This window comes from Enterobacter sp., assembly GCF_977039595.1.
In genome coordinates, this window is record NZ_CDRQYH010000049.1 from 1 (window position 1) to 19,537 (window position 19,537).

18 protein-coding genes, 1 tRNA gene and 1 pseudogene are annotated in these 19,537 nt (G+C 55.6%); 12 read left to right on the forward strand and 8 right to left on the reverse strand.

Annotated features, from left to right (window positions below):
- Nucleotides 1–55: 55 nt before the first annotated feature.
- A tRNA-Met gene (locus ACWYRJ_RS14635) sits at nucleotides 56–132 on the reverse strand.
- 208 nt (nucleotides 133–340) lie between these two features.
- Between ACWYRJ_RS14635 and mltA the strand changes: the two genes are divergently transcribed.
- Entirely contained in the window at nucleotides 341–1,438 is a 1,098-nt protein-coding gene (gene mltA, locus ACWYRJ_RS14640) for a murein transglycosylase A (protein ID WP_111965423.1), read from the forward strand.
- Between the two features lie 75 nt (nucleotides 1,439–1,513).
- Nucleotides 1,514–2,320, forward strand: coding sequence for a tRNA cyclic N6-threonylcarbamoyladenosine(37) synthase TcdA (tcdA, locus tag ACWYRJ_RS14645; RefSeq protein ID WP_003862764.1), 807 nt, complete (start codon nucleotides 1,514–1,516; stop codon nucleotides 2,318–2,320).
- Here tcdA and csdE read toward each other — a convergent pair.
- Nucleotides 2,311–2,757 carry a cysteine desulfurase sulfur acceptor subunit CsdE gene (gene csdE, locus ACWYRJ_RS14650; protein ID WP_223580437.1) on the reverse strand — a complete coding sequence of 149 codons (447 nt, stop codon included), beginning with the start codon at nucleotides 2,755–2,757 and terminating at the stop codon, nucleotides 2,311–2,313. The genes tcdA and csdE overlap by 10 nt on opposite strands.
- On the reverse strand, nucleotides 2,757–3,962 hold the full coding sequence (gene csdA, locus ACWYRJ_RS14655; RefSeq protein ID WP_455508163.1) for a cysteine desulfurase CsdA: 1,206 nt from the start codon (nucleotides 3,960–3,962) through the stop codon (nucleotides 2,757–2,759). Before csdA ends, csdE begins: the two co-directional genes overlap by 1 nt.
- A gap of 192 nt (nucleotides 3,963–4,154) precedes the next feature.
- Between csdA and ACWYRJ_RS14660 the strand changes: the two genes are divergently transcribed.
- The 4 genes from ACWYRJ_RS14660 to rlmM all read left to right on the forward strand — a co-directional run bounded on the left by ACWYRJ_RS14660 (nucleotide 4,155) and on the right by rlmM (nucleotide 7,177).
- On the forward strand, nucleotides 4,155–4,382 hold the full coding sequence (locus tag ACWYRJ_RS14660) for a YgdI/YgdR family lipoprotein (RefSeq protein ID WP_008499648.1): 228 nt from the start codon (nucleotides 4,155–4,157) through the stop codon (nucleotides 4,380–4,382).
- 349 nt (nucleotides 4,383–4,731) lie between these two features.
- Complete coding sequence (gene gcvA, locus ACWYRJ_RS14665; RefSeq protein ID WP_032643156.1) at nucleotides 4,732–5,649, forward strand: glycine cleavage system transcriptional regulator GcvA; 918 nt, start codon at nucleotides 4,732–4,734, stop codon at nucleotides 5,647–5,649.
- Between the two features lie 39 nt (nucleotides 5,650–5,688).
- Nucleotides 5,689–6,084, forward strand: coding sequence for a DUF423 domain-containing protein (locus ACWYRJ_RS14670; protein ID WP_023309031.1), 396 nt, complete (start codon nucleotides 5,689–5,691; stop codon nucleotides 6,082–6,084).
- A complete protein-coding gene (gene rlmM / locus ACWYRJ_RS14675; protein ID WP_111965427.1) occupies nucleotides 6,077–7,177 on the forward strand; it encodes a 23S rRNA (cytidine(2498)-2'-O)-methyltransferase RlmM in 1,101 nt (366 codons plus the stop codon). The genes ACWYRJ_RS14670 and rlmM overlap by 8 nt, the downstream gene beginning before the upstream one ends.
- A 61-nt stretch (nucleotides 7,178–7,238) precedes the next feature.
- Here the strand turns inward: rlmM and xni are convergent, their stop codons facing one another.
- The 5 genes from xni to queF all read right to left on the reverse strand — a co-directional run bounded on the left by xni (nucleotide 7,239) and on the right by queF (nucleotide 13,674).
- The gene (xni, locus tag ACWYRJ_RS14680; RefSeq protein ID WP_455508164.1) at nucleotides 7,239–7,994 is read right to left on the reverse strand and encodes a flap endonuclease Xni; all 756 of its coding nucleotides are present in this window, start codon (nucleotides 7,992–7,994) and stop codon (nucleotides 7,239–7,241) included.
- A 112-nt stretch (nucleotides 7,995–8,106) separates the two neighbouring features.
- Nucleotides 8,107–9,474, reverse strand: a complete 1,368-nt coding sequence (locus ACWYRJ_RS14685; protein WP_111965429.1) for an L-serine ammonia-lyase — start codon at nucleotides 9,472–9,474, stop codon at nucleotides 8,107–8,109.
- 65 nt (nucleotides 9,475–9,539) lie between these two features.
- Nucleotides 9,540–10,835 (reverse strand): HAAAP family serine/threonine permease, encoded by a 1,296-nt coding sequence (locus ACWYRJ_RS14690; protein WP_111965430.1) that lies wholly within the window; start codon nucleotides 10,833–10,835, stop codon nucleotides 9,540–9,542.
- A gap of 515 nt (nucleotides 10,836–11,350) precedes the next feature.
- Nucleotides 11,351–12,715: a nucleotide 5'-monophosphate nucleosidase PpnN gene (gene ppnN / locus ACWYRJ_RS14695; RefSeq protein ID WP_455508165.1), complete on the reverse strand. Its 1,365-nt coding sequence runs from the start codon at nucleotides 12,713–12,715 to the stop codon at nucleotides 11,351–11,353.
- 116 nt (nucleotides 12,716–12,831) lie between these two features.
- Complete coding sequence (gene queF, locus ACWYRJ_RS14700) at nucleotides 12,832–13,674, reverse strand: NADPH-dependent 7-cyano-7-deazaguanine reductase QueF (RefSeq protein ID WP_021241894.1); 843 nt, start codon at nucleotides 13,672–13,674, stop codon at nucleotides 12,832–12,834.
- A gap of 69 nt (nucleotides 13,675–13,743) precedes the next feature.
- Here queF and syd point away from each other — a divergent pair, with 69 nt between their 5' ends.
- From syd to ACWYRJ_RS14730, 6 genes and pseudogenes are all read left to right on the forward strand, one after another.
- A complete protein-coding gene (gene syd, locus ACWYRJ_RS14705) occupies nucleotides 13,744–14,289 on the forward strand; it encodes a SecY-interacting protein (RefSeq protein WP_455508166.1) in 546 nt (181 codons plus the stop codon).
- A gap of 632 nt (nucleotides 14,290–14,921) precedes the next feature.
- Complete coding sequence (locus tag ACWYRJ_RS14710; RefSeq protein ID WP_047173524.1) at nucleotides 14,922–15,251, forward strand: YqcC family protein; 330 nt, start codon at nucleotides 14,922–14,924, stop codon at nucleotides 15,249–15,251.
- A complete protein-coding gene (truC, locus tag ACWYRJ_RS14715) occupies nucleotides 15,248–16,024 on the forward strand; it encodes a tRNA pseudouridine(65) synthase TruC (RefSeq protein WP_455508167.1) in 777 nt (258 codons plus the stop codon). Before ACWYRJ_RS14710 ends, truC begins: the two co-directional genes overlap by 4 nt.
- 24 nt (nucleotides 16,025–16,048) lie before the next feature.
- Nucleotides 16,049–16,498, forward strand: a complete 450-nt coding sequence (locus ACWYRJ_RS14720; protein WP_008499636.1) for a flavodoxin — start codon at nucleotides 16,049–16,051, stop codon at nucleotides 16,496–16,498.
- Nucleotides 16,499–16,832: 334 nt separating this feature from the next.
- Nucleotides 16,833–18,188 (forward strand): galactarate/glucarate/glycerate transporter GudP, encoded by a 1,356-nt coding sequence (gene gudP / locus ACWYRJ_RS14725; RefSeq protein ID WP_455508168.1) that lies wholly within the window; start codon nucleotides 16,833–16,835, stop codon nucleotides 18,186–18,188.
- Nucleotides 18,188–19,528 (forward strand): annotated as a pseudogene (locus ACWYRJ_RS14730) (enolase C-terminal domain-like protein). Before gudP ends, ACWYRJ_RS14730 begins: the two are co-directional and overlap by 1 nt.
- Nucleotides 19,529–19,537 lie beyond the last annotated feature (9 nt).

Genomic DNA, 19,537 nt, shown 5'->3' on the forward strand with positions numbered 1-19,537 from the left:
CCACCCCGCGTCCGTCTTTCTACTGGTCGTAGAAGATACTTCATCAAATTTTAATTGGTTGCGGGGGCCGGATTTGAACCGACGACCTTCGGGTTATGAGCCCGACGAGCTACCAGGCTGCTCCACCCCGCGTCCGTGGATGCGCACTATACTCGGATAGACTTGTGATGCAACCCCTTTTTCACATTTATCATGATTTTGTATGTAAATTGAACGACATGGCGTTGTTTGGACTATTTTTTGCGCAAAATTTGCCAAAGGGCATGCGATCGCATTTCATTAGCCCTGGCGGTTTGTTATCTTCATCACGCGGAAATGGGCAACTTAAAGACGAGATATAATGAAAGGACGTTGGGCGAAGTATCTGATGACGGGCGCAATGGTAGCGATTCTTGCGGCCTGTTCTTCCAAACCGACCGATCGCGGTCAACAGTATAAAGACGGGAAGTTATCCCAGCCTTTCTCTTTAGTTAATCAGCCTGATGCTGTCGGCGCACCGATTAATGCCGGTGATTTCTCCGAGCAGGTCTACCAGATCCGCAACGCGTCGCCGCGTCTGTATGGCGCCCAGAGTAGCGTGTATAACGCGGTCCAGGACTGGCTTAAAGCAGGCGGCGATACGCGCAATATGCGCCAGTTTGGTATCGACGCCTGGCAGATGGAAGGGGCCGATAACTACGGCAACGTCCAGTTTACCGGCTATTACACCCCAGTTATCCAGGCACGACACTCGCGTCAGGGCGAGTTCCAGTATCCTATCTACCGTATGCCGCCAAAACGCGGTCGCCTCCCGTCGCGCGCCGAGATCTACGCCGGTGCGCTGAGCGAAAACTACGTTCTGGCCTACAGCAACTCCCTGATGGATAACTTCATCATGGACGTTCAGGGCAGCGGCTACATCGATTTTGGCGACGGTTCGCCACTTAACTTCTTCAGCTATTCCGGTAAAAACGGCCATGCCTATCGCAGTATCGGCAAGGTGCTGATCGACCGCGGCGAAGTGAAGAAAGAAGATATGTCGATGCAGGCGATCCGCGAATGGGGCGAGAAGCACAGCGAGGCCGAGGTGCGCGAGCTGCTGGAGCAGAACCCGTCGTTCGTCTTCTTCAAACCGCAAAACTTCGCGCCGGTGAAAGGGGCGAGCGCAGTTCCGCTGATTGGCCGCGCGTCGGTAGCATCCGATCGTTCGATTATTCCTGCAGGCACCACGCTGCTTGCTGAGGTCCCGCTGCTGGACAACAACGGCAAGTTCAACGGCCAGTATGAGCTGCGTCTGATGGTGGCGCTGGACGTCGGCGGGGCGATTAAAGGCCAGCACTTCGACATCTATCAGGGCATTGGCCCTGACGCAGGCCATCGCGCGGGCTGGTATAATCACTACGGACGCGTGTGGGTACTGAAGGCGGCACCAGGTGCCGGAAACGTATTCAGCGGCTGATTGTGGTATTCTGAGCGCAATACGGATTACTGTTCAGGGTGAGGATAACCTCACCCTTTTTACATCTGAGGTTTTATGTCTGTGGTAATCAGCGACGCCTGGCGCCAGCGTTTTGGCGGGACGGCACGTTTATATGGTGAAAAAGCCCTGCAGCTGTTTGCGGATGCGCATGTCTGCGTCGTGGGCATTGGTGGTGTGGGGTCGTGGGCGGCAGAAGCGCTGGCGAGAACCGGTATTGGCGCAATCACGCTGATAGACATGGATGACGTTTGCGTCACCAACACCAACCGTCAAATCCACGCCCTGCGTGATAACGTTGGTCTGGCGAAGTCTGAGGTCATGGCGGAGCGTATCCGCCTGATCAACCCGGAATGTCAGGTCACGGTGATCGACGACTTTGTGACGGCAGATAACGTCGCGGAGTATATGAGCAAAGGCTACAGCTATGTGATTGACGCCATCGACAGCGTGCGGCCAAAAGCGGCGCTGATCGCCTACTGTCGTCGTTACAAGGTTCCCCTGGTGACGACGGGCGGCGCGGGTGGGCAAATCGACCCTACGCAGATCCAGGTAGCCGATCTGGCGAAAACCATTCAGGATCCGCTGGCGGCTAAGCTGCGTGAGCGCCTGAAGAGCGACTTTAACGTGGTGAAGAACAGCAAAGGCAAGCTGGGCGTTGACTGCGTGTTCTCGACCGAAGCGCTGGTTTACCCGCAGGCGGACGGCTCCGTGTGCGCGATGAAAAGCACGGCGGAAGGACCAAAGAGGATGGATTGTGCCTCAGGCTTTGGCGCGGCCACGATGGTGACCGCTTCCTTTGGCTTTGTGGCGGTGTCACACGCCCTGAAGAAGATGATGGCGAAAGCGGAGCGTCAGGCCTGAGCCTGGCGTGCGGCGTCGTGCACGGCTTCGCTTAGCGCGATCAGCCCCTGACCGCGCGAGGCGCTGAGCTGCGCGCGCAGCCCAAGCTCATCAAATAACGCCAGCGGCGAATGCGCCAGCAGTTCCGCCGCGCTTTTCCCTTCCACAGCGGTCAACAATACGGCCAGCAGGCCCCGGACTATGCGGCCTTCGCTGTCGCCGAAGAAGTGCAGCTTTTCGCCGGAGACGCTCACGCCCAGCCAGACTCGATTCTCACAGCCCGCAATCTCTTTCGCCTGCGCTTTGAGATCGTCTGAAAGGGCAGGGAGCTGTTTACCCAGCAGGATCAGCTGTCGATATTTATCTTCCCACTGCTGGAGCGGGGCGAAGGTCTGTTTCAAGGTCTCTTCTGTGATGACGGTGCCAAACGGGTGTCCGGCTAAAGCAGCGCTAGTCATTAATCCACCAGTATTTCAAGGGCGCGGTCAACGGCGGCAACCAGCGCGTCGACATCGCTTTGGGTATTATACGGCGCAAACGAGGCGCGCAGCGTACCGTTAACGCCAAGCGCCGCAAGCAGCGGCTGGGCGCAGTGCTGTCCGGCACGCAGGGCAATGCCGTATCCGGCCAGCAGCGTCACCATGTCGCTGTGATGTACGCCCGCAAAATCAAAGGCGAGCAGGCTTGAGTCCTGAACGCGGAACGAGCGGAAGCCCGGGCGCTTTTTGAGTTCTTCCTCTGCCAGCGTCGCTAGACCCCGGCTCCAGCTTTCAGCCTGGACAATGTCGGTTTCAACCAGCCACTCCAGCGCCGCGCTTAAGCCAATCACCCCCGCCACGTTCGGCGTACCGGCTTCCAGACGATAGGGAACATCCTGAGTTTTGAAGCCATCGAACGACACTTCGGTAATCATTTTGCCGCCACCAAGCCACGGCGTCATTTTTGCCAGCAGTTCTTGCTTGCCGTACAGTGCCCCTATACCGGTTGGACCGTATAGCTTATGTCCCGAGAAGGCATAGAAGTCGATATCAAGCGCCTGCACATCAGCGGGGAAGTGCACCACGCCCTGAGCGCCGTCAACCATCACCACCATCCCGCTGGCATGGGCTATGCGAATGGCCTGAGCCAGATCCGGGCAACCTCCCGTGACGTTCGACATCTGTCCGAGCGCCAGAATGCGGCTGCGGGAGGTAATCAGCTCGGGGAAACGGGCTACATCGGGCAGAAGGTCTGCACCCAGCGGAAGCTTCACCACGCGTGCGCCCGTCTGCTCGGCCACCATCAGCCACGGCACCAGGTTGGCGTGATGTTCCGCCTCGCTGACGACGATCTCATCGCCAGGCTGAAGCAGCGGGCGCGCGTAGCACTGGGCCACCATGTTGATGGCTTCGGTCGTGCCGCGCGTCCAGACGATGTTTTTCCCGCTTTCGGCATTGATCAGGCGCGCGACCTGATCGCGTGCGGCTTCGTAGCGCGCGGTTAACCGCTGCGCTTCGGCAAACTGGCTGCGATGCACGTTCCCGGCGCTCAGGCTGTAGAACTTCTGCGTGGCCTCAATCACCGCCTGGGGCTTAAGGGCGGTGGCGGCGCTATCCAGGTAAATACCGGCATCGGCCAGGGCCGGAAACTGTGCGCGGAACTGCGCAGGGCTGAAAGCGTTCATGGGATTCCTCATTTCAATATAGCGATCGTCGCGCAATTTCAGCTGCAGGGCAAGGAGGTTGATATCTATCAGAATTGTCTGCTTATCCTGATGACCCTAAAAAAGCAGGTTATGCTAAATAGTGTTAGGCGGATGTTTTAGCCTGTTATAAATCGAGGTTTGAATAGCATTAATTGCTAAAGGAGAATAATCATGAATAAGACAGCTGCAATCATTTCTGCCTGTGCGTTTACTTTTGCCCTGAGCGCCTGTTCTGGTAATAACTACGTGATGCACACCAACGATGGTCGTTCTATCGTTTCGGAAGGGAAACCGACTACCGATAATGATACCGGGATGATTTCGTACAAAGATGCTAACGGGAACAAGCAGCAGATCAACCGCACGGACGTGAAAGAGATGAAAGAGATCGAGCATTAACAGATCGCAAGCGAAAAAAAAGCACCGCAAATTGGCGGTGCTACATTAATCACTATGGACAGACAGGGTAAATGTACAGGAAGTGAAAAATTGGTAGCGTTGCTACCGTGGTCTGAATCGCAGACCAATTGCAAACACAACAACACAACATCACAACCGTAAGCCAAAAGCCCTTCAGAACACGCATTCCGAAAAAAGCTCTTCGTTCCGGCTCAGGAAGTGCCGCCACTATAGGTATTTGCTGGTAGTTCCTCAACGGACAAATTATAATGGCTCAGATAAAAAAAACTAATAGGTTAAACGTTGTTTCCTGTTTGTTAAAATCCGTTAACATCTAAGCCAGATAACCATGTCAAAGCGATTGCCACCTCTTAATGCATTACGTGTTTTTGATGCAGCAGCACGTCACCTGAGCTTTACCCGCGCAGCAGATGAGCTTTTTGTGACACAGGCCGCAGTAAGTCACCAAATCAAGTCTCTGGAGGATTTTCTGGGCCTTAAGCTGTTTCGTCGACGCAACCGTTCGTTGCTGTTGACCGAAGAGGGGCAGAGCTATTTTCAGGATATTAAAGAGATTTTTTCCCAGCTTACGGAAGCCACGCGTAAGCTACAGGCTCGCAGTGCAAAAGGGGCCCTGACTGTCAGTTTATTGCCCAGTTTTGCGATTCAATGGCTGGTGCCCAGACTCTCAAGCTTTAACTCAGCTTATCCGGGAATCGACGTTCGAATCCAGGCGGTAGATCGTCAGGAGGACAAGCTGGCCGATGACGTGGATGTCGCCATTTTTTATGGTCGCGGTAACTGGCCGGGCTTGCGTGTTGAGAAATTATACGCAGAATATCTCCTGCCGGTCTGTTCTCCCCTGCTGTTAACGGGTGACAAGGCGCTGAAGTCTCCCGCTGATCTGGCGCAGCATACGCTTTTGCATGATGCCTCTCGCCGCGACTGGCAAACTTATACCCGTCAATTAGGTCTTACTCATATAAACGTGCAGCAGGGACCCATCTTTAGCCACAGTGCGATGGTGTTACAGGCTGCCATTCACGGACAGGGCGTGGCGTTGGCGAACAACGTCATGGCGCAGTCTGAAATTGAGGCAGGCCGCCTGGTCTGCCCTTTTAATGATGTACTGGTCAGCAAGAATGCGTTTTATCTGGTTTGTCATGACAGTCAGGCAGAACTGGGTAAAATAGCCGCCTTCCGGCAGTGGATACTGGCGAAAGCGGCAACCGAGCAAGAAAAATTCCGCTTCAGGTATGAACAATAACGTTTGTGTGCCGGGCACGCATCAACTCAGGACTTAAACATGACCAGCCGATTCATGCTGATTTTTGCCGCGGTGAGTGGCTTTATTTTTGTTGCACTGGGCGCCTTTGGCGCACATGTATTAAGCAAGTCTTTGGGCGCTGTAGAGATGGGCTGGATCCAGACCGGCCTTGAATATCAGGCATTCCACACGCTGGCTATTTTTGGGCTGGCGGTGGCGATGCAGCGTCGTATCAGTATCTGGTTTTACTGGAGCAGCGTGTTTATGGCGCTGGGTACCGTGTTATTCAGCGGTAGCCTGTACTGCCTTGCGCTCTCACATCTGCGCCTGTGGGCGTTCGTTACACCCGTCGGTGGCTTCAGCTTCCTGGCGGGTTGGGTATTAATGTTTATCGGAGCTATCCGTCTGAAACGCAAGGGCGTTGTTCATGAATAAGGTTGTTTTATATTGTCGCCCGGGGTTTGAGAAAGAGTGCGCCGCGGAAATTACCGATAAAGCGGCGAAGCGCGAAGTCTTCGGCTTTGCCCGCGTAAAAGAGAACGCGGGCTATGTGGTATTCGAGTGCTACCAGCCCGAAGACGCAGACAAGCTGGCACGCGAGCTGCCGTTCAGCTCGCTGATCTTTGCTCGCCAGATGTTTGTTGCGGGTGAGCTGCTGAAGGATCTTCCGCCGGAAGACCGCATCACGCCAATTGTCGGCATGCTGCAGGGCGTGGTGGAAAAGGGCGGCGATCTGCGCGTTGAAGTGGCGGATACCAACGAAAGTAAAGAGCTGATGAAGTTCTGCCGTAAGTTCACCGTGCCGCTGCGTGCGGCGCTGCGTGATGCGGGCGTGCTGACGAACTACGAAACGCCGAAGCGTCCGGTGGTGCATATCTTCTTTATCGCACCGGGCTGCTGCTATGCAGGCTATTCGTACACCACCAACAACTCTCCCTTCTTTATGGGAATCCCGCGTTTGCGCTTCCCGGCCGATGCGCCAAGCCGTTCCACGCTCAAGCTGGAAGAGGCGTTCCACGTCTTTATCCCGGCGGATGAGTGGGATGAGCGTCTGGCAAACGGTATGTACGCCGTCGACCTTGGCGCATGCCCGGGCGGCTGGACCTATCAGCTGGTGAAACGCAACATGTGGGTATCGTCCGTTGATAACGGCCCAATGGCGCAAAGCCTGATGGACACCGGGCAGGTCACCTGGCTGCGTGAAGACGGTTTCCGCTATCGCCCGAACCGTAACAACATCTCGTGGATGGTGTGCGATATGGTTGAGAAGCCGGCAAAAGTCGCCGCGCTGATGGCCTCCTGGCTTGTCAACGGCTGGTGTCGTGAGACCATTTTCAACCTCAAGCTGCCCATGAAAAAGCGCTATGAGGAAGTGTCGCAGAACCTGGCCTACATTCAGGAGCAGATGGATGAACACGGTATTAACGTGGAGATCCAGGCGCGTCAGCTGTATCACGACCGCGAAGAGGTGACGGTGCACATTCGTCGCTGGTGGGCTGCGGTCGGCGGACGTCGCGACGAGCGATAGTACGTGCTTTGTTTTGCCCGGTGGCGCTGCGCTTACCGGGCAAAAAAACTGTGTAGTGGTTTTAACGTTCTAAACGCAGCTGCTGTAAATTCCCGTCGAGCTGTAAATCCGTCTGTAGCGTTGCCATTTCCCGGCAGATAAACGCCATCTCTTTATGCGCCTCCAGCTTCTTGCGCCACTTTTCCGGCACCTCATCCAGACGGGCGTAAATCCCTTCCAGACTCTGAAAATCGGCCAGCAGCTGCGCGGCGCTTTTCGGCCCAATACCGGCGACACCCGGAACCTTAGAGCTGCTGATGCCTGCCAGCCCCCAGTAATCCGGCAGTTGTCCGGGCGAGACGCCGAACTCGCCGGCAATAAACGGCGCGTCCAGCCAGCGTTTTTGAAAATAGTCGCGAATGCGGATAGTTGGGGAGAGCAGCTGACAGTAGCCTTTGTCAGTTGAAACGATAGTGGCCTGATGCCCGGCGCTGGCTACCTTTACGGCCAGAGTGGCCGCGAGATCGTCGGCTTCATTGCCCTGTGCGCCCCAGCAGGGGACGCCCCGCTGTTCAAATGCAGCGCGCAGCATGGGCAATTCAGCGTGAAGATCGTCCGGCATCGGTGCGCGTCCGGCTTTGTAGTCGGGCAAACGCTGGTGTCGCCAGCCCGTGTTGCGGTCTTCGTCATCAAAAACCGCGACCGCATGGGTGGGCTCGCTGTGGCGGATAAGCTGTTCCAGCGCGTGCAGGCAGGTGTCTTTACAAGGCGTCCCCTGTACCGCATGGATACGGCGAATCAGGTTTAGTGCATCGACGATAAGTAAATGAACGGCCACAGATAATCTCCCTTCTATCTCATACGTGAAGGGTAACACTGTCAGCAGCGTGAAACTATGAATGGTGGGGAAAACAGGAAGAAGCCTCGCAAAACGAGGCTTCCTGAGAGGCTTAATCGCAGGTTACGATCTTCATCGCCAGGCCGCCGCGAGAGGTTTCGCGGTATTTGGCGTTCATATCTTTACCGGTTTCGTACATGGTTTCGATAACCTTATCGAGACAGACGCGAGGCTCGCTGGTGCGGCGCAGCGCCATTCGCGCCGCGTTAACCGCCTTCACGGAGGCAATCGCGTTACGCTCGATGCACGGCACCTGTACCTGGCCGGCAACCGGGTCACAGGTCAGCCCCAGGTTGTGTTCCATACCGATTTCCGCAGCGATGCACACCTGCGCCGGGCTTGCGCCCAAGAGTTCCGCCAGACCCGCCGCCGCCATAGAGCACGCCACGCCGACTTCACCCTGACAGCCCACTTCCGCACCGGAAATAGACGCGTTCATCTTATACAGAGAACCAATCGCACTGGCCACCAGCAGGTAGCGCGCCAGTGAGTTCGCGTTCACTTCACGGATAAACTTGTCGTAGTACGCCAGCACCGCCGGAACGATACCGCAGGCGCCGTTAGTCGGCGCGGTGACCACGCGGCCTCCTGCGGCGTTCTCTTCGTTTACCGCCAGGGCGAACATGTTGATCCAGTCCACCACGGCCATCGGGTCCGTTGTCGTTTTGTCGGTGCTCACCAGCATACGGCGCAGCGCAGCAGCACGACGCGGCACGCGAAGCTTGCCCGGCAGAACGCCTTCGGTGGTGATCCCGCGCTCAATACCGCCGCGCATCACTTCCCAAACGTTTGTGAAGTGCTGTTCGAGCTCCTCTTTGCTGTGAAGTGCCAGCTCGTTTTTCATCATCAGGCCGGAGAGGGAAAGGCCCGTCTCCTGGCAGTGGCGCTGGAGGTCTGCCGCCGTTTTGTACGGATACGGCACCTCGACAGAGGAAGTACTGGTTTGACCAAAGTGGTCTTCGTCGACGATAAAGCCGCCGCCGATAGAGTAATAAGTCTGGCTGTATACCGCTTTTTCGCCGGCCAGCGCGGTAATGCGCATGCCGTTTTCGTGCAGCGACAGGTTGTCCGCATGGAAATTCATGCAATGGTCAACCGGGAATTCAACCTCGTGCTCGCCGTTCGCCAGCAGCAGGCGCCCGTGGGTATTAACGTCCTGGATGAAACCAGGGATCGCATCAATATCAACGGTATCCGGCAGGTTTCCCGCCAGGCCCATGATAATGGCGATATCGGTATGGTGGCCTTTCCCGGTCAGGGAAAGCGATCCGTACACATCTACAACCACGCGCGTAATGTCGTGCAAGATGCCGCGTGCAATCAAGTCATCCGTGAACTGCTTACCGGCTTTCATCGGTCCGACGGTATGAGAGCTGGAAGGACCAATACCGATTTTGAAGATATCGAATACGCTAATCATGATGCGTCCATTGCTTTCAGTCAGAGAGGGAGGAGTGCGCCGTCCGAAAACGGCGCGGGTGGTAATCAGAACATGGTATACAGGGAGTAGAAGATCGCAGAGATTGCGATAAGACCCATGATAACCACAAACACGTTGCTCACATGACCGCTGTACTTACGCATAGCAGGGACTTTCTGAATCGCGTACATCGGCATCAGGAACAGAATCATCGCGATGACCGGGCCGCCCAGGGTTTCAATCATGCCCAGGATGCTTGGGTTCAGGGTCGCTACTGCCCAGGTGGTGAGCAGCATGAACAGCGCGGTGATTTTGTTCAGCTTGTTGATTTCAATGCTCTTGCCTTTACCGCGCAGAGATTTAATCACCATACCGTTGAAGCCTTCACGTGCGCCGAGGTAGTGGCCCAGGAAGGATTTGGTGATGGCGATAATCGCGATGATCGGTGCCATCCACGCAATCAGCGGTGCGTTAAAGTGGTTCGCCAGGTAAGACAGGATAGAGATGTTCTGCTCTTTCGCTGCAGCCAGGTCTGCCGGGGAGAGGCTCAGTACGCAGCTGAAGACGAAGAACATAACGGTCAGAACCATCATGATGTGAGCGCGTGCCAGGATGCTGGAGCACTTCTTCTCTGCGCCGTTACCGTACTCTTCACGTTTCGCAACGGCGAAGGAAGAGATGATTGGAGAGTGGTTGAAGGAGAAGACCATTACCGGAATCGCCAGCCAGAGGGTCATCAGCAGGCCGTTACCGGTCGCCGATGCGCTGCTCAGGGACAGGGTTTCCAGCGCTGCACCGTTCCACTGTGGGATCAGGTAGCAGGCCAGCAGCATCAGTGCAGCCACAAACGGGAACACCAGCACGCTCATCGCCTTCACAATCATCTGCTCACCGAAGCGCACGATGGTCATCATGCCGACAATCAGGATTAGAGACAGGATGGCACGTGGAGGCGGTGTCATGTGCAGCTGGTGCAGCATGAAACTTTCAACGGTGTTGGTAATCGCCACGCTGTAAACCAGCAGGATAGGGTAAATCGCGAAGAAGTAGAGCAGGGTAATCAGCTTACCTGCACCCACTCCGAAATGCTCTTCAACCACTTCAGTGATGTCTTCGCCCGGGTTTTTACCGGACAGCACGAAGCGGGTCAAACCGCGGTGTGCAAAGAAGGTCATCGGGAAAGCAATGATAGCCATAATGATCAGCGGAATCAGACCGCCGACGCCTGCGTTGATAGGAAGGAACAGTACACCAGCGCCGATTGCCGTGCCGTAAAGGCCAAGCATCCACATGGTATCCGTTTTGCGCCAACCACTTCGGGATTCAATCGAAGCAACGGTGCTGGTTTGAGTGGTTTCCATCTATATCTCCTGGAGGAAGCGAATTGTCAGGTTTTTAGTCAAATCCGATGAAAAAGTGCCTGACGGTAATATGAAATTCGTTCAGTGACGGTTTTTTAATAATTTTTGCCCGTAACTATTGGCGGGCGGAAAGATACATTCTAGTTATGAATCTATCAGTGATCCTGATCCCAAATGCAATAATCCACTTATGATGTGGGCATCTTTAGACCATTTATCTGTTAAAAAAACACCAAAGAGAATTTACGGGCGCGAAGGCTACCACCAACGACATGTGAGCTGAAAGACTGACCCGTGATATAGGTGTCTTTAGCTGTAAAGATATGGGTTTTTAGTATTTTCTGGCGGGAAATTTGGATTAAGTCTGATAATTTACGGTTGAGAAAACAAGGTAATCGTTTGCGTTTGTGCGTAGTTTGTTAAAGACATAAGTGATTCGTATGAATTACATCGGGAATAAAAAAAGCCGGGACGCGCAACAGGGCGACCCGGCTTTGAGGAGATATCGCTAAGCGTTATGTGCAGATTTCGTAGCAAGGAATATAGGCTGAGCCTGGCAGCTTCATGCGGTGCTGGGCGACAAAGCCCTGCAGCATGTCGTCCATGCGGCGCATCATCTCCGGGTCGCCGTGGATCTTGTACGGACCGTACTGTTCAATGGCGCGGATGCCCATCTCTTTCACGTTGCCCGCGACAATACCGGAGAAGGCGCGACGCAGATCGGCAGCCAGCACTTCCACCGGCTGGTCCGGGTAGAGTTTCAGGTTCGCCATATTTTCGTGAGTTGGCTCGAACGGGATCTGCAGGTCTGGCGCAATACGGATTGACCAGTTAAAGCTGTACGCATCGCCGGTATCGCGACGATTCTCCTTCACCAGCGGCATCGCTTTTTTCATCTGGCGCGCCACTTCCGCGGCATCGTCAATGATGATGCGATAGTGACGACGTGCGGCTTCACCCAGCGTGTGCACGATAAACTCGTCCAGCACGCGGAAGTAGTCGGCGCTCTCTTTTGGCCCGGTCAGGATCAGCGGCAGAACCTGATCCTTGTTGGCGGGGTTCATCAGAATACCCAGCAGATAGAGCAGCTCTTCCGCTGTCCCCACGCCGCCCGGGAAGATGATAATGCCGTGGGCGATACGGACAAACGCTTCAAGACGCTTCTCAATATCCGGCATGATAATCAGCTCATTAACCAGCGGGTTAGGTGGCTCAGCGGCGATGATGGACGGTTCGGTCATGCCGATAAACCGTCCCTCTTTATAACGCTGTTGCGCATGCCCAACCGCCGCTCCTTTCATTGGTGCTTCCATCGCACCCGGACCGCAGCCGGTACAGATATTCAGCTCACGCAGGCCGAGTTGCGTTCCAACCCGACGGGCATAAAGGTATTCGGTTTCGTTAATGGAGTGACCGCCCCAGCAGACAATCATGTTCGGCGCTTCGCCAACGTGCAGGGCACGGGCGTTACGCAAAATGGAGAACACCAGGTTGGTGATATGTACCGAGCTTTCCAGATCGAGATGCTGGAAACGACCTGCGTTGTGGATCTGCCCGTTAACAAACAGGATGTCACGCAGCACGGCAAACAGGTTAGCCTGAAGTGAACGAATGATACGCCCGTCAACAAAGGCCTCTTCCGGCGGGTTGATGACTTCAAGCTTCACGCCACGCTCGCGGCGCAGCACGTTGATATCAAAGCTTTCGAAGCGGGACAGCAGTTCTTTACTGTTATCTGTCAGGCTTCCGGAGTTCAGTACGGCAAGTGAACAGTTACGAAACAATTGATAAAGATCGCTGCTGGCCGTGCGCTTAAGCATGTCCACTTCCAGCTGCGACAACATATCCATTGAGCCAAGCGGGCTAATATGTGTAATCAAGTGAGCTCCTTACGGGACGATTATCGTCTTTCCCTGTTGATTACAATAGCCCTGGCGCGTGACGTTTCACAACCTAAAGCGCGGAAGATACCGCGCATATTGTGAAAATATTTATATTATTGACGCACCAGCCGTCCGGTCGCCGGCACAAAATCGGTGTTGGTTCGCCACGGGTTGATGTCCAGACCGCCGCGGCGGGTATAGCGCGCATAAACGCTCAGTTTTTCTGGCTGGCAGAAGCGCTGAATATCGCTAAAGATGCGCTCCACGCACTGCTCGTGGAATTCGTTGTGATGTCGGAATGACACCAGGTAGCGCAGCAATTTTTCCCGGTCAATTTTCGGGCCGCGGTACTGGATCTGCACCGAGCCCCAGTCCGGCTGGTGGGTGATCAGGCAGTTGGATTTCAGCAGATGGCTGACCAGCGTCTCTTCGACCACCTTGCCACTCGCCGCGTTTTCGAGGTAATCGGCGCTAAATTCATAATTCTCCACCTCAATATCCTGATCGTCGATGCAGGTTCCGTTGAAGTGGGCGACTGGCTGCCCTTCCAGCTCGTGCAGGCGATACAGTGAAACGCTCACCTTTCCCTGCGCGCAGGCGCTTAAATCACGTTCCAGCGTGTGCTGAACGTCGTCCCAGCTGTTAAATTTTGTCTGGTTAAAGCTGTTGAGATAGAGCTTAAAGCTTTTAGACTCGACGAGATTCACGCTGGCATAGTCCAGCTCAACGTGGCCCACCGCCACCTGCGGCAGGCCGCGTGCATTGAGCCACGAGAGTTCGTACAGCGTCCAGATATCGCCACCCACGAACGGTAGCGCGTCTGCGTGCAGACCCAGAGGATCGCGGTTCAGGCTGCGCGGAACGCCCTGCAGCAGGCTTGCATCGTAGGTATCGCGGTAATCGGTCGATTTACCCAGCGTTAAGCCGGTTAACGCCTGATGATTTTCGTAAGACATGTTTCATAGCCACTTTACAGGTACACTTATGGCCTGAGTTTATCCTGTCTGACAAGAAGAGAGAAATCGGTGGACATCGAAACTGCAAATGCCCTCACTACCTTTACGACCCGCTACTGCGACGCATGGCATGAAAAGCAGGGCACGTGGCCGCAAAGTTCTGATTTATATGGCGTACCTTCACCGTGTATTATCTCTTCGCTCGACGATTACGTTATCTGGCAACCAAAACCTTTTGACGGCGAGCAAAATGTAAATGCGGTTGAGCGGGCAATGGACATTGTGGTACAACCAGCGGTTCACGCATTTTATACCGCGCAGTTCGCAGGGGATATGCCCGCGCGCTTTGCCGATATGACGCTGACGCTGTTGCAGACCTGGAGCGAAGACGATCTGCAGCGTGTTCAGGAAAACCTGATTGGTCATCTTGTCACGCAAAAACGCCTTAAGCTTTCTCCGACGCTCTTTATTGCCACGCTGGACAGCGAGCTCGACGTTATCTCCGTCTGTAACCTGTCAGGTGAAGTGGTTAAAGAGACTATCGGTACCCGCAATCGCGAGACTCTCGCTCCCTCTCTTGCGGATTTCCTCACCCGACTTGAGCCACTTCTGTAATCCCTGATGCTATATCGCGTGTGAGAGATCTCTTACAACGTTTGTGAGAGATCGCTGGAACATTCAGTCTTACCTCATTTAATTCAGATTAATATCAACCTATTTTTCAATAGATTAGTGGTTCGTCCTATTATTTTTAGGGAGTCCCCGCGTCTTACAACGCTGGCTGAGTGGGTTGTAAGACGAAGCGGAATAGCGGATTCTATCTCCGTCGACAGGATGCCGACACGAGAAACGAATATCAGGATGATGGCGTTTCACACTCAGGACTCGTCAGGATGGCGCTGCAGGAAGGCTTCAGGATGAAGCGAAGTGGATAACGCAGGATGCGTAAGGGACACCTCCAGGAAGGAGAACGAGAACCGGTCAGGATGGTCGGTGGGTCAGGAAGGCCAGGACGTTTCAGGATGAAACAAACACGTCAGGAAGATGTGTGAAGGATGCAAAAGGTAGACGGATGACCAGGCCTTCGGGCTTCAGGAAAAGTTGTCACGGATGAGCAGGGAGCACGAATTGTAGCTGGAATGCTGCGGAACGAACCGGGAGCACTGTTTTTACAGTGCTCCCTTTTTTTATTTCTGCCTTCCGCAATGCTATGCTGCGCGCCGTTCACTTTTTCAGTTGAGGTTACTATGACGCAACACGATAGCGTTCGTGCTCAGTTGCACGCCATCGAAGCCCTTTTGCGCCAACATCAGCTGTGGCAGGAGACCGCGCCGCAGCCAGAAGCGTTCGCGAGCACCCAGCCTTTCTGCCTGGATACGCTGGCCCCGTTTGAGTGGCTGCAGTGGGTGTTAATTCCGCGCATGCACGCCCTGCTTGAGGGCGGTCATCCGCTGCCGCAGGCGTTTGCTGTCTCTCCCTATTATGAAATGGCGCTCGAAGCGACGCATCCTGCGCGCGACGTCATGCTGGTCGAACTGGAAAAACTGGATTCCCTGTTTGCCGGTGAAGATGCATGACGCTTGAGATCCTCTATCAGGACGAGTGGCTGGTGGCGGTGAATAAACCGTCCGGCTGGCTGGTACACCGCAGCTGGCTCGATCGTGATGAGAAAGTGGTGGTGATGCAGACCGTTCGCGATCAGATTGGTCAGCATGTTTTTACCGCCCATCGTCTCGACCGGCCGACCTCCGGCGTGCTGCTGATGGGGCTTTCCAGCGAGGCGGGGCGTCTGCTGGCGCAGCAGTTTGAACAACATAAGATCCAGAAGCGCTACCACGCGATCGTGCGGGGCTGGCTGACCGAGTCCGCCACGCTGGACTACCCGCTGGTGGAGGAGCTGGACAAAATCGGCGATAAATTTGCCCGGGATGACAAAGGCCCGCAGCCGGCCGTGACGGATTATCGCGCCATGGCGACGACCGAAATGCCGGTGGCCACCAGCAAATTTCCGACCACACGCTACAGCCTGGTCGAGCTTCTGCCGAAAACCGGGCGCAAGCACCAGCTGCGACGCCATCTGGCGCATCTGCGCCACCCGATTATTGGCGACAGCAAACACGGTGATTTGCGCCAGAACCGCAGCGCGGCCGAACACTTTGGCTGCCATCGTCTGATGTTACACGCAAGCGAGCTGAGCTTGATGCACCCGTTTACCGGCGAGCCGCTGACTATCCGCGCGGGGCTGGACGACGTCTGGATGCAGGCGCTGTCACAGTTTGGCTGGCTGGGACAACTCCACGAAAATGAAAGGGTTGAGTTTGTATCGGGCAACGTTCAGGATGAAGAGTAAGCGCATTCACTATGGGAAAATAGCATGGCTGAAGTAGGCATTTTTGTCGGCACAATGTACGGCAACTCGCTGCTGGTTGCGGAAGAGGCGGAGGCGATTCTGGCAAGCCAGGGTCATAAAGCCACGGTCTATGAAGACCCGGAGCTGGCGGACTGGGAAAAGTATAAAGATAAATACATTCTGGTGGTGACCTCCACTACCGGGCAGGGCGATCTGCCGGACAGCATCGTGCCGCTGTTCCAGGGCATTAAAGACCAGCTTGGCTATCAGCCAGACGTTCGCTACGGCATCATCGCCCTCGGCGACAGCGCTTACGCCAACTTCTGCGGCGGCGGCAAGCAGTTCGATGCGCTGTTGCAGGAGCAGAGCGCCCAGCGCGTCGGCGAGATGCTGCTGATTGATGCGGGTGAGCACCCGGAGCCAGAAAGCGAATCAAACCCGTGGGTGGAGAACTGGGCCTCACTTCTCAAATAACACTCTGCCCGGCGGCGCTTCGCTTGCGCGGGCCTACGGGTTTTCCAGGCCGGGTCAGGCGTAGCCGCCACCCGGCATTACACTCCGCACCAAACGCCATTTCCGTGAACCACCTTCCACTCCTCTGGGCTTATGCCCTAAACAACCTCCCTCACGCCCTTTAATACTGTGTTTTTGCACGGTGAGGTGAAGAGGCACTCCTTCATATACTTTTCCGGTCACGATAAAACGGCTTCAGGCCGTACCAAAACGACAAAAACCAATCTCATTCTGCTTACCCTACCGGTGCTGTACAGAATGAACCAGGCGAAAGCTATGTTTCAGGAGTGCAACAATGAGTTCATTAAGCCACGCAGCGAGCAGCGCTGAAAAGCGCACCAATGCCCGCTACTGGATAGTGGTGATGCTGTTTATCGTCACGTCCTTTAACTATGGTGACCGCGCCACGCTGTCGATTGCCGGCTCGGAAATGGCAAAAGATATCGGCCTTGATCCCGTGGGCATGGGTTACGTTTTCTCCGCCTTCTCGTGGGCCTACGTCATCGGGCAAATTCCTGGCGGCTGGCTGCTCGACCGCTTTGGCTCGAAACGGGTCTACTTCTGGTCCATCTTCATCTGGTCTGCCTTTACCCTGCTGCAGGGCTTCGTCGATATCTTCAGCGGCTTCGGCATTATCGTCGCGCTCTTCACGCTGCGCTTCCTGGTGGGCTTAGCGGAAGCGCCTTCCTTCCCGGGCAACAGCCGCATTGTGGCGGCCTGGTTCCCGGCGCAGGAGAGGGGAACGGCGGTGGCGATTTTCAACTCCGCACAGTACTTCGCGACGGTGATCTTTGCGCCCATTATGGGCTGGCTGACCCATGAGGTGGGCTGGTCACACGTTTTCTTCTTTATGGGCGGACTCGGGATCGTCATCAGCTTTATCTGGCTGAAAGTGATCCACGAACCCAACCAGCATCCTGGCGTAAACAAAAAAGAGCTGGAGTACATCGCAGAAGGCGGCGCGCTGATCAACATGGATCAGAAATCCTCGACGGCGAAAGTGCCGTTAAGCCAGAAATGGGCGCAGATCAGGCAGCTCGTCGGTTCGCGCATGATGATCGGGATCTATCTGGGCCAGTACTGTATCAACGCCTTGACCTACTTTTTCATCACCTGGTTCCCGGTTTACCTGGTGCAGGCACGCGGAATGTCGATTCTGAAAGCGGGGTTTGTCGCCTCGGTCCCGGCAATCTGCGGCTTCGTCGGCGGCGTTCTCGGCGGGGTGATTTCTGACTGGCTGATGCGCCGCACGGGGTCACTGAATATCGCGCGTAAAACGCCGATTGTGCTCGGCATGCTGCTCTCCATGACCATGGTGTTCTGTAACTACGTCAATGCCGAATGGATGATTATCGGCTTTATGGCGATGGCCTTCTTCGGCAAAGGCATTGGTGCGCTGGGCTGGGCGGTGATGGCGGATACGGCACCGAAAGAGATCAGCGGCCTGAGCGGCGGTCTGTTCAACATGTTCGGCAACATCTCCGGGATTGTTACGCCCATCGCTATCGGCTACATCGTCGGCACCACCGGCTCCTTTAACGGTGCGCTGATTTACGTAGGTGTGCATGCGCTGGTGGCGGTGCTGAGTTACCTGGTGCTGGTGGGGGATATCAAACGCGTCGAACTTAAACCTGTAGCGGAGCGTGGATGATGACAACGCAATCGAGTCCAACCGTCACGGAGATGAAGGTCATCCCGGTGGCCGGACAGGACAGCATGCTGCTCAATATTGGCGGTGCGCATAACGCCTGGTTTACCCGTAATATCGTCGTGCTGAAAGACAGCGCAGGGAACACCTGCGTGGGCGAGGCTCCTGGTGGAGAGGTGATTTACCAGACGCTGGTTGATGCCATTCCACAGGTAGTGGGTCAGGAGGTCGCCCGTCTGAACAAGGTGGTTCAGCGGGTGCATAAGGGCAATCAGTCGGCAGATTTTGATACGTTCGGTAAAGGTGCCTGGACGTTCGAGTTGCGCGTCAACGCGGTTGCCGCCCTGGAGGCCGCCCTGCTCGATTTACTGGGCAAGGCGCTCAGTGTTCCGGTCTGCGAGCTGCTGGGTCCCGGCAAACAGCGCGATGCGGTCACCGTGCTGGGCTATCTGTTTTACGTTGGCGATCGCAATAAAACCGATCTCCCCTATCTGGCCCGAACCGCGGGCGATCACGACTGGTATCAGCTGCGCCATCAGGAAGCGCTCTCCAGCGACGCGGTGGTGCGGCTGGCCGAGGCGGCGCAGGATCGCTACGGCTTTAAGGATTTCAAGCTGAAGGGCGGCGTGCTGCCCGGCGAGCGGGAGATTGAAACGGCCCGGGCGCTGAAAAAACGCTTCCCTGATGCACGGATCACCGTCGATCCCAACGGCGCATGGCTGCTGGATGAAGCCATTAGCCTGTGCAAAGGGCTGGGCGATGTCCTGACCTATGCAGAAGACCCCTGTGGCGCGGAGCAAGGATTCTCGGGTCGAGAAGTCATGGCTGAGTTCCGTCGCGCCACCGGGCTACCTGTCGCGACCAATATGATCGCCACCAACTGGCGCGAAATGGGTCACGCGGTGATGCTTAACGCCGTCGACATACCGCTGGCGGACCCGCACTTCTGGACGCTCTCAGGCGCAGTCCGCGTGGCCCAGCTGTGCGATGAGTGAGGGCTCACCTGGGGCTGTCACTCGAACAATCACTTTGATATTTCGCTGGCGATGTTTACCCACGTTGGCGCGGCGGCGCCGGGTAACCCGACCGCAATCGATACCCACTGGATTTGGCAGGAAGGTGAAGCCCGACTGACGAAAAATCCGCTGGAAATCATAGATGGCAAAATTGCCGTACCGGATGTGCCAGGTCTGGGCGTGGAGCTGGACTGGGATCGGATCCATAAAGCCCATGAGGCGTATAAAAAGCTACCGGGCGGCGCGCGTAACGACGCGGGCCCGATGCAGTACCTTATCCCCGGCTGGACATTTGACCGTAAGCGCCCTGTTTTTGGACGTCACTGATAAAAGGAT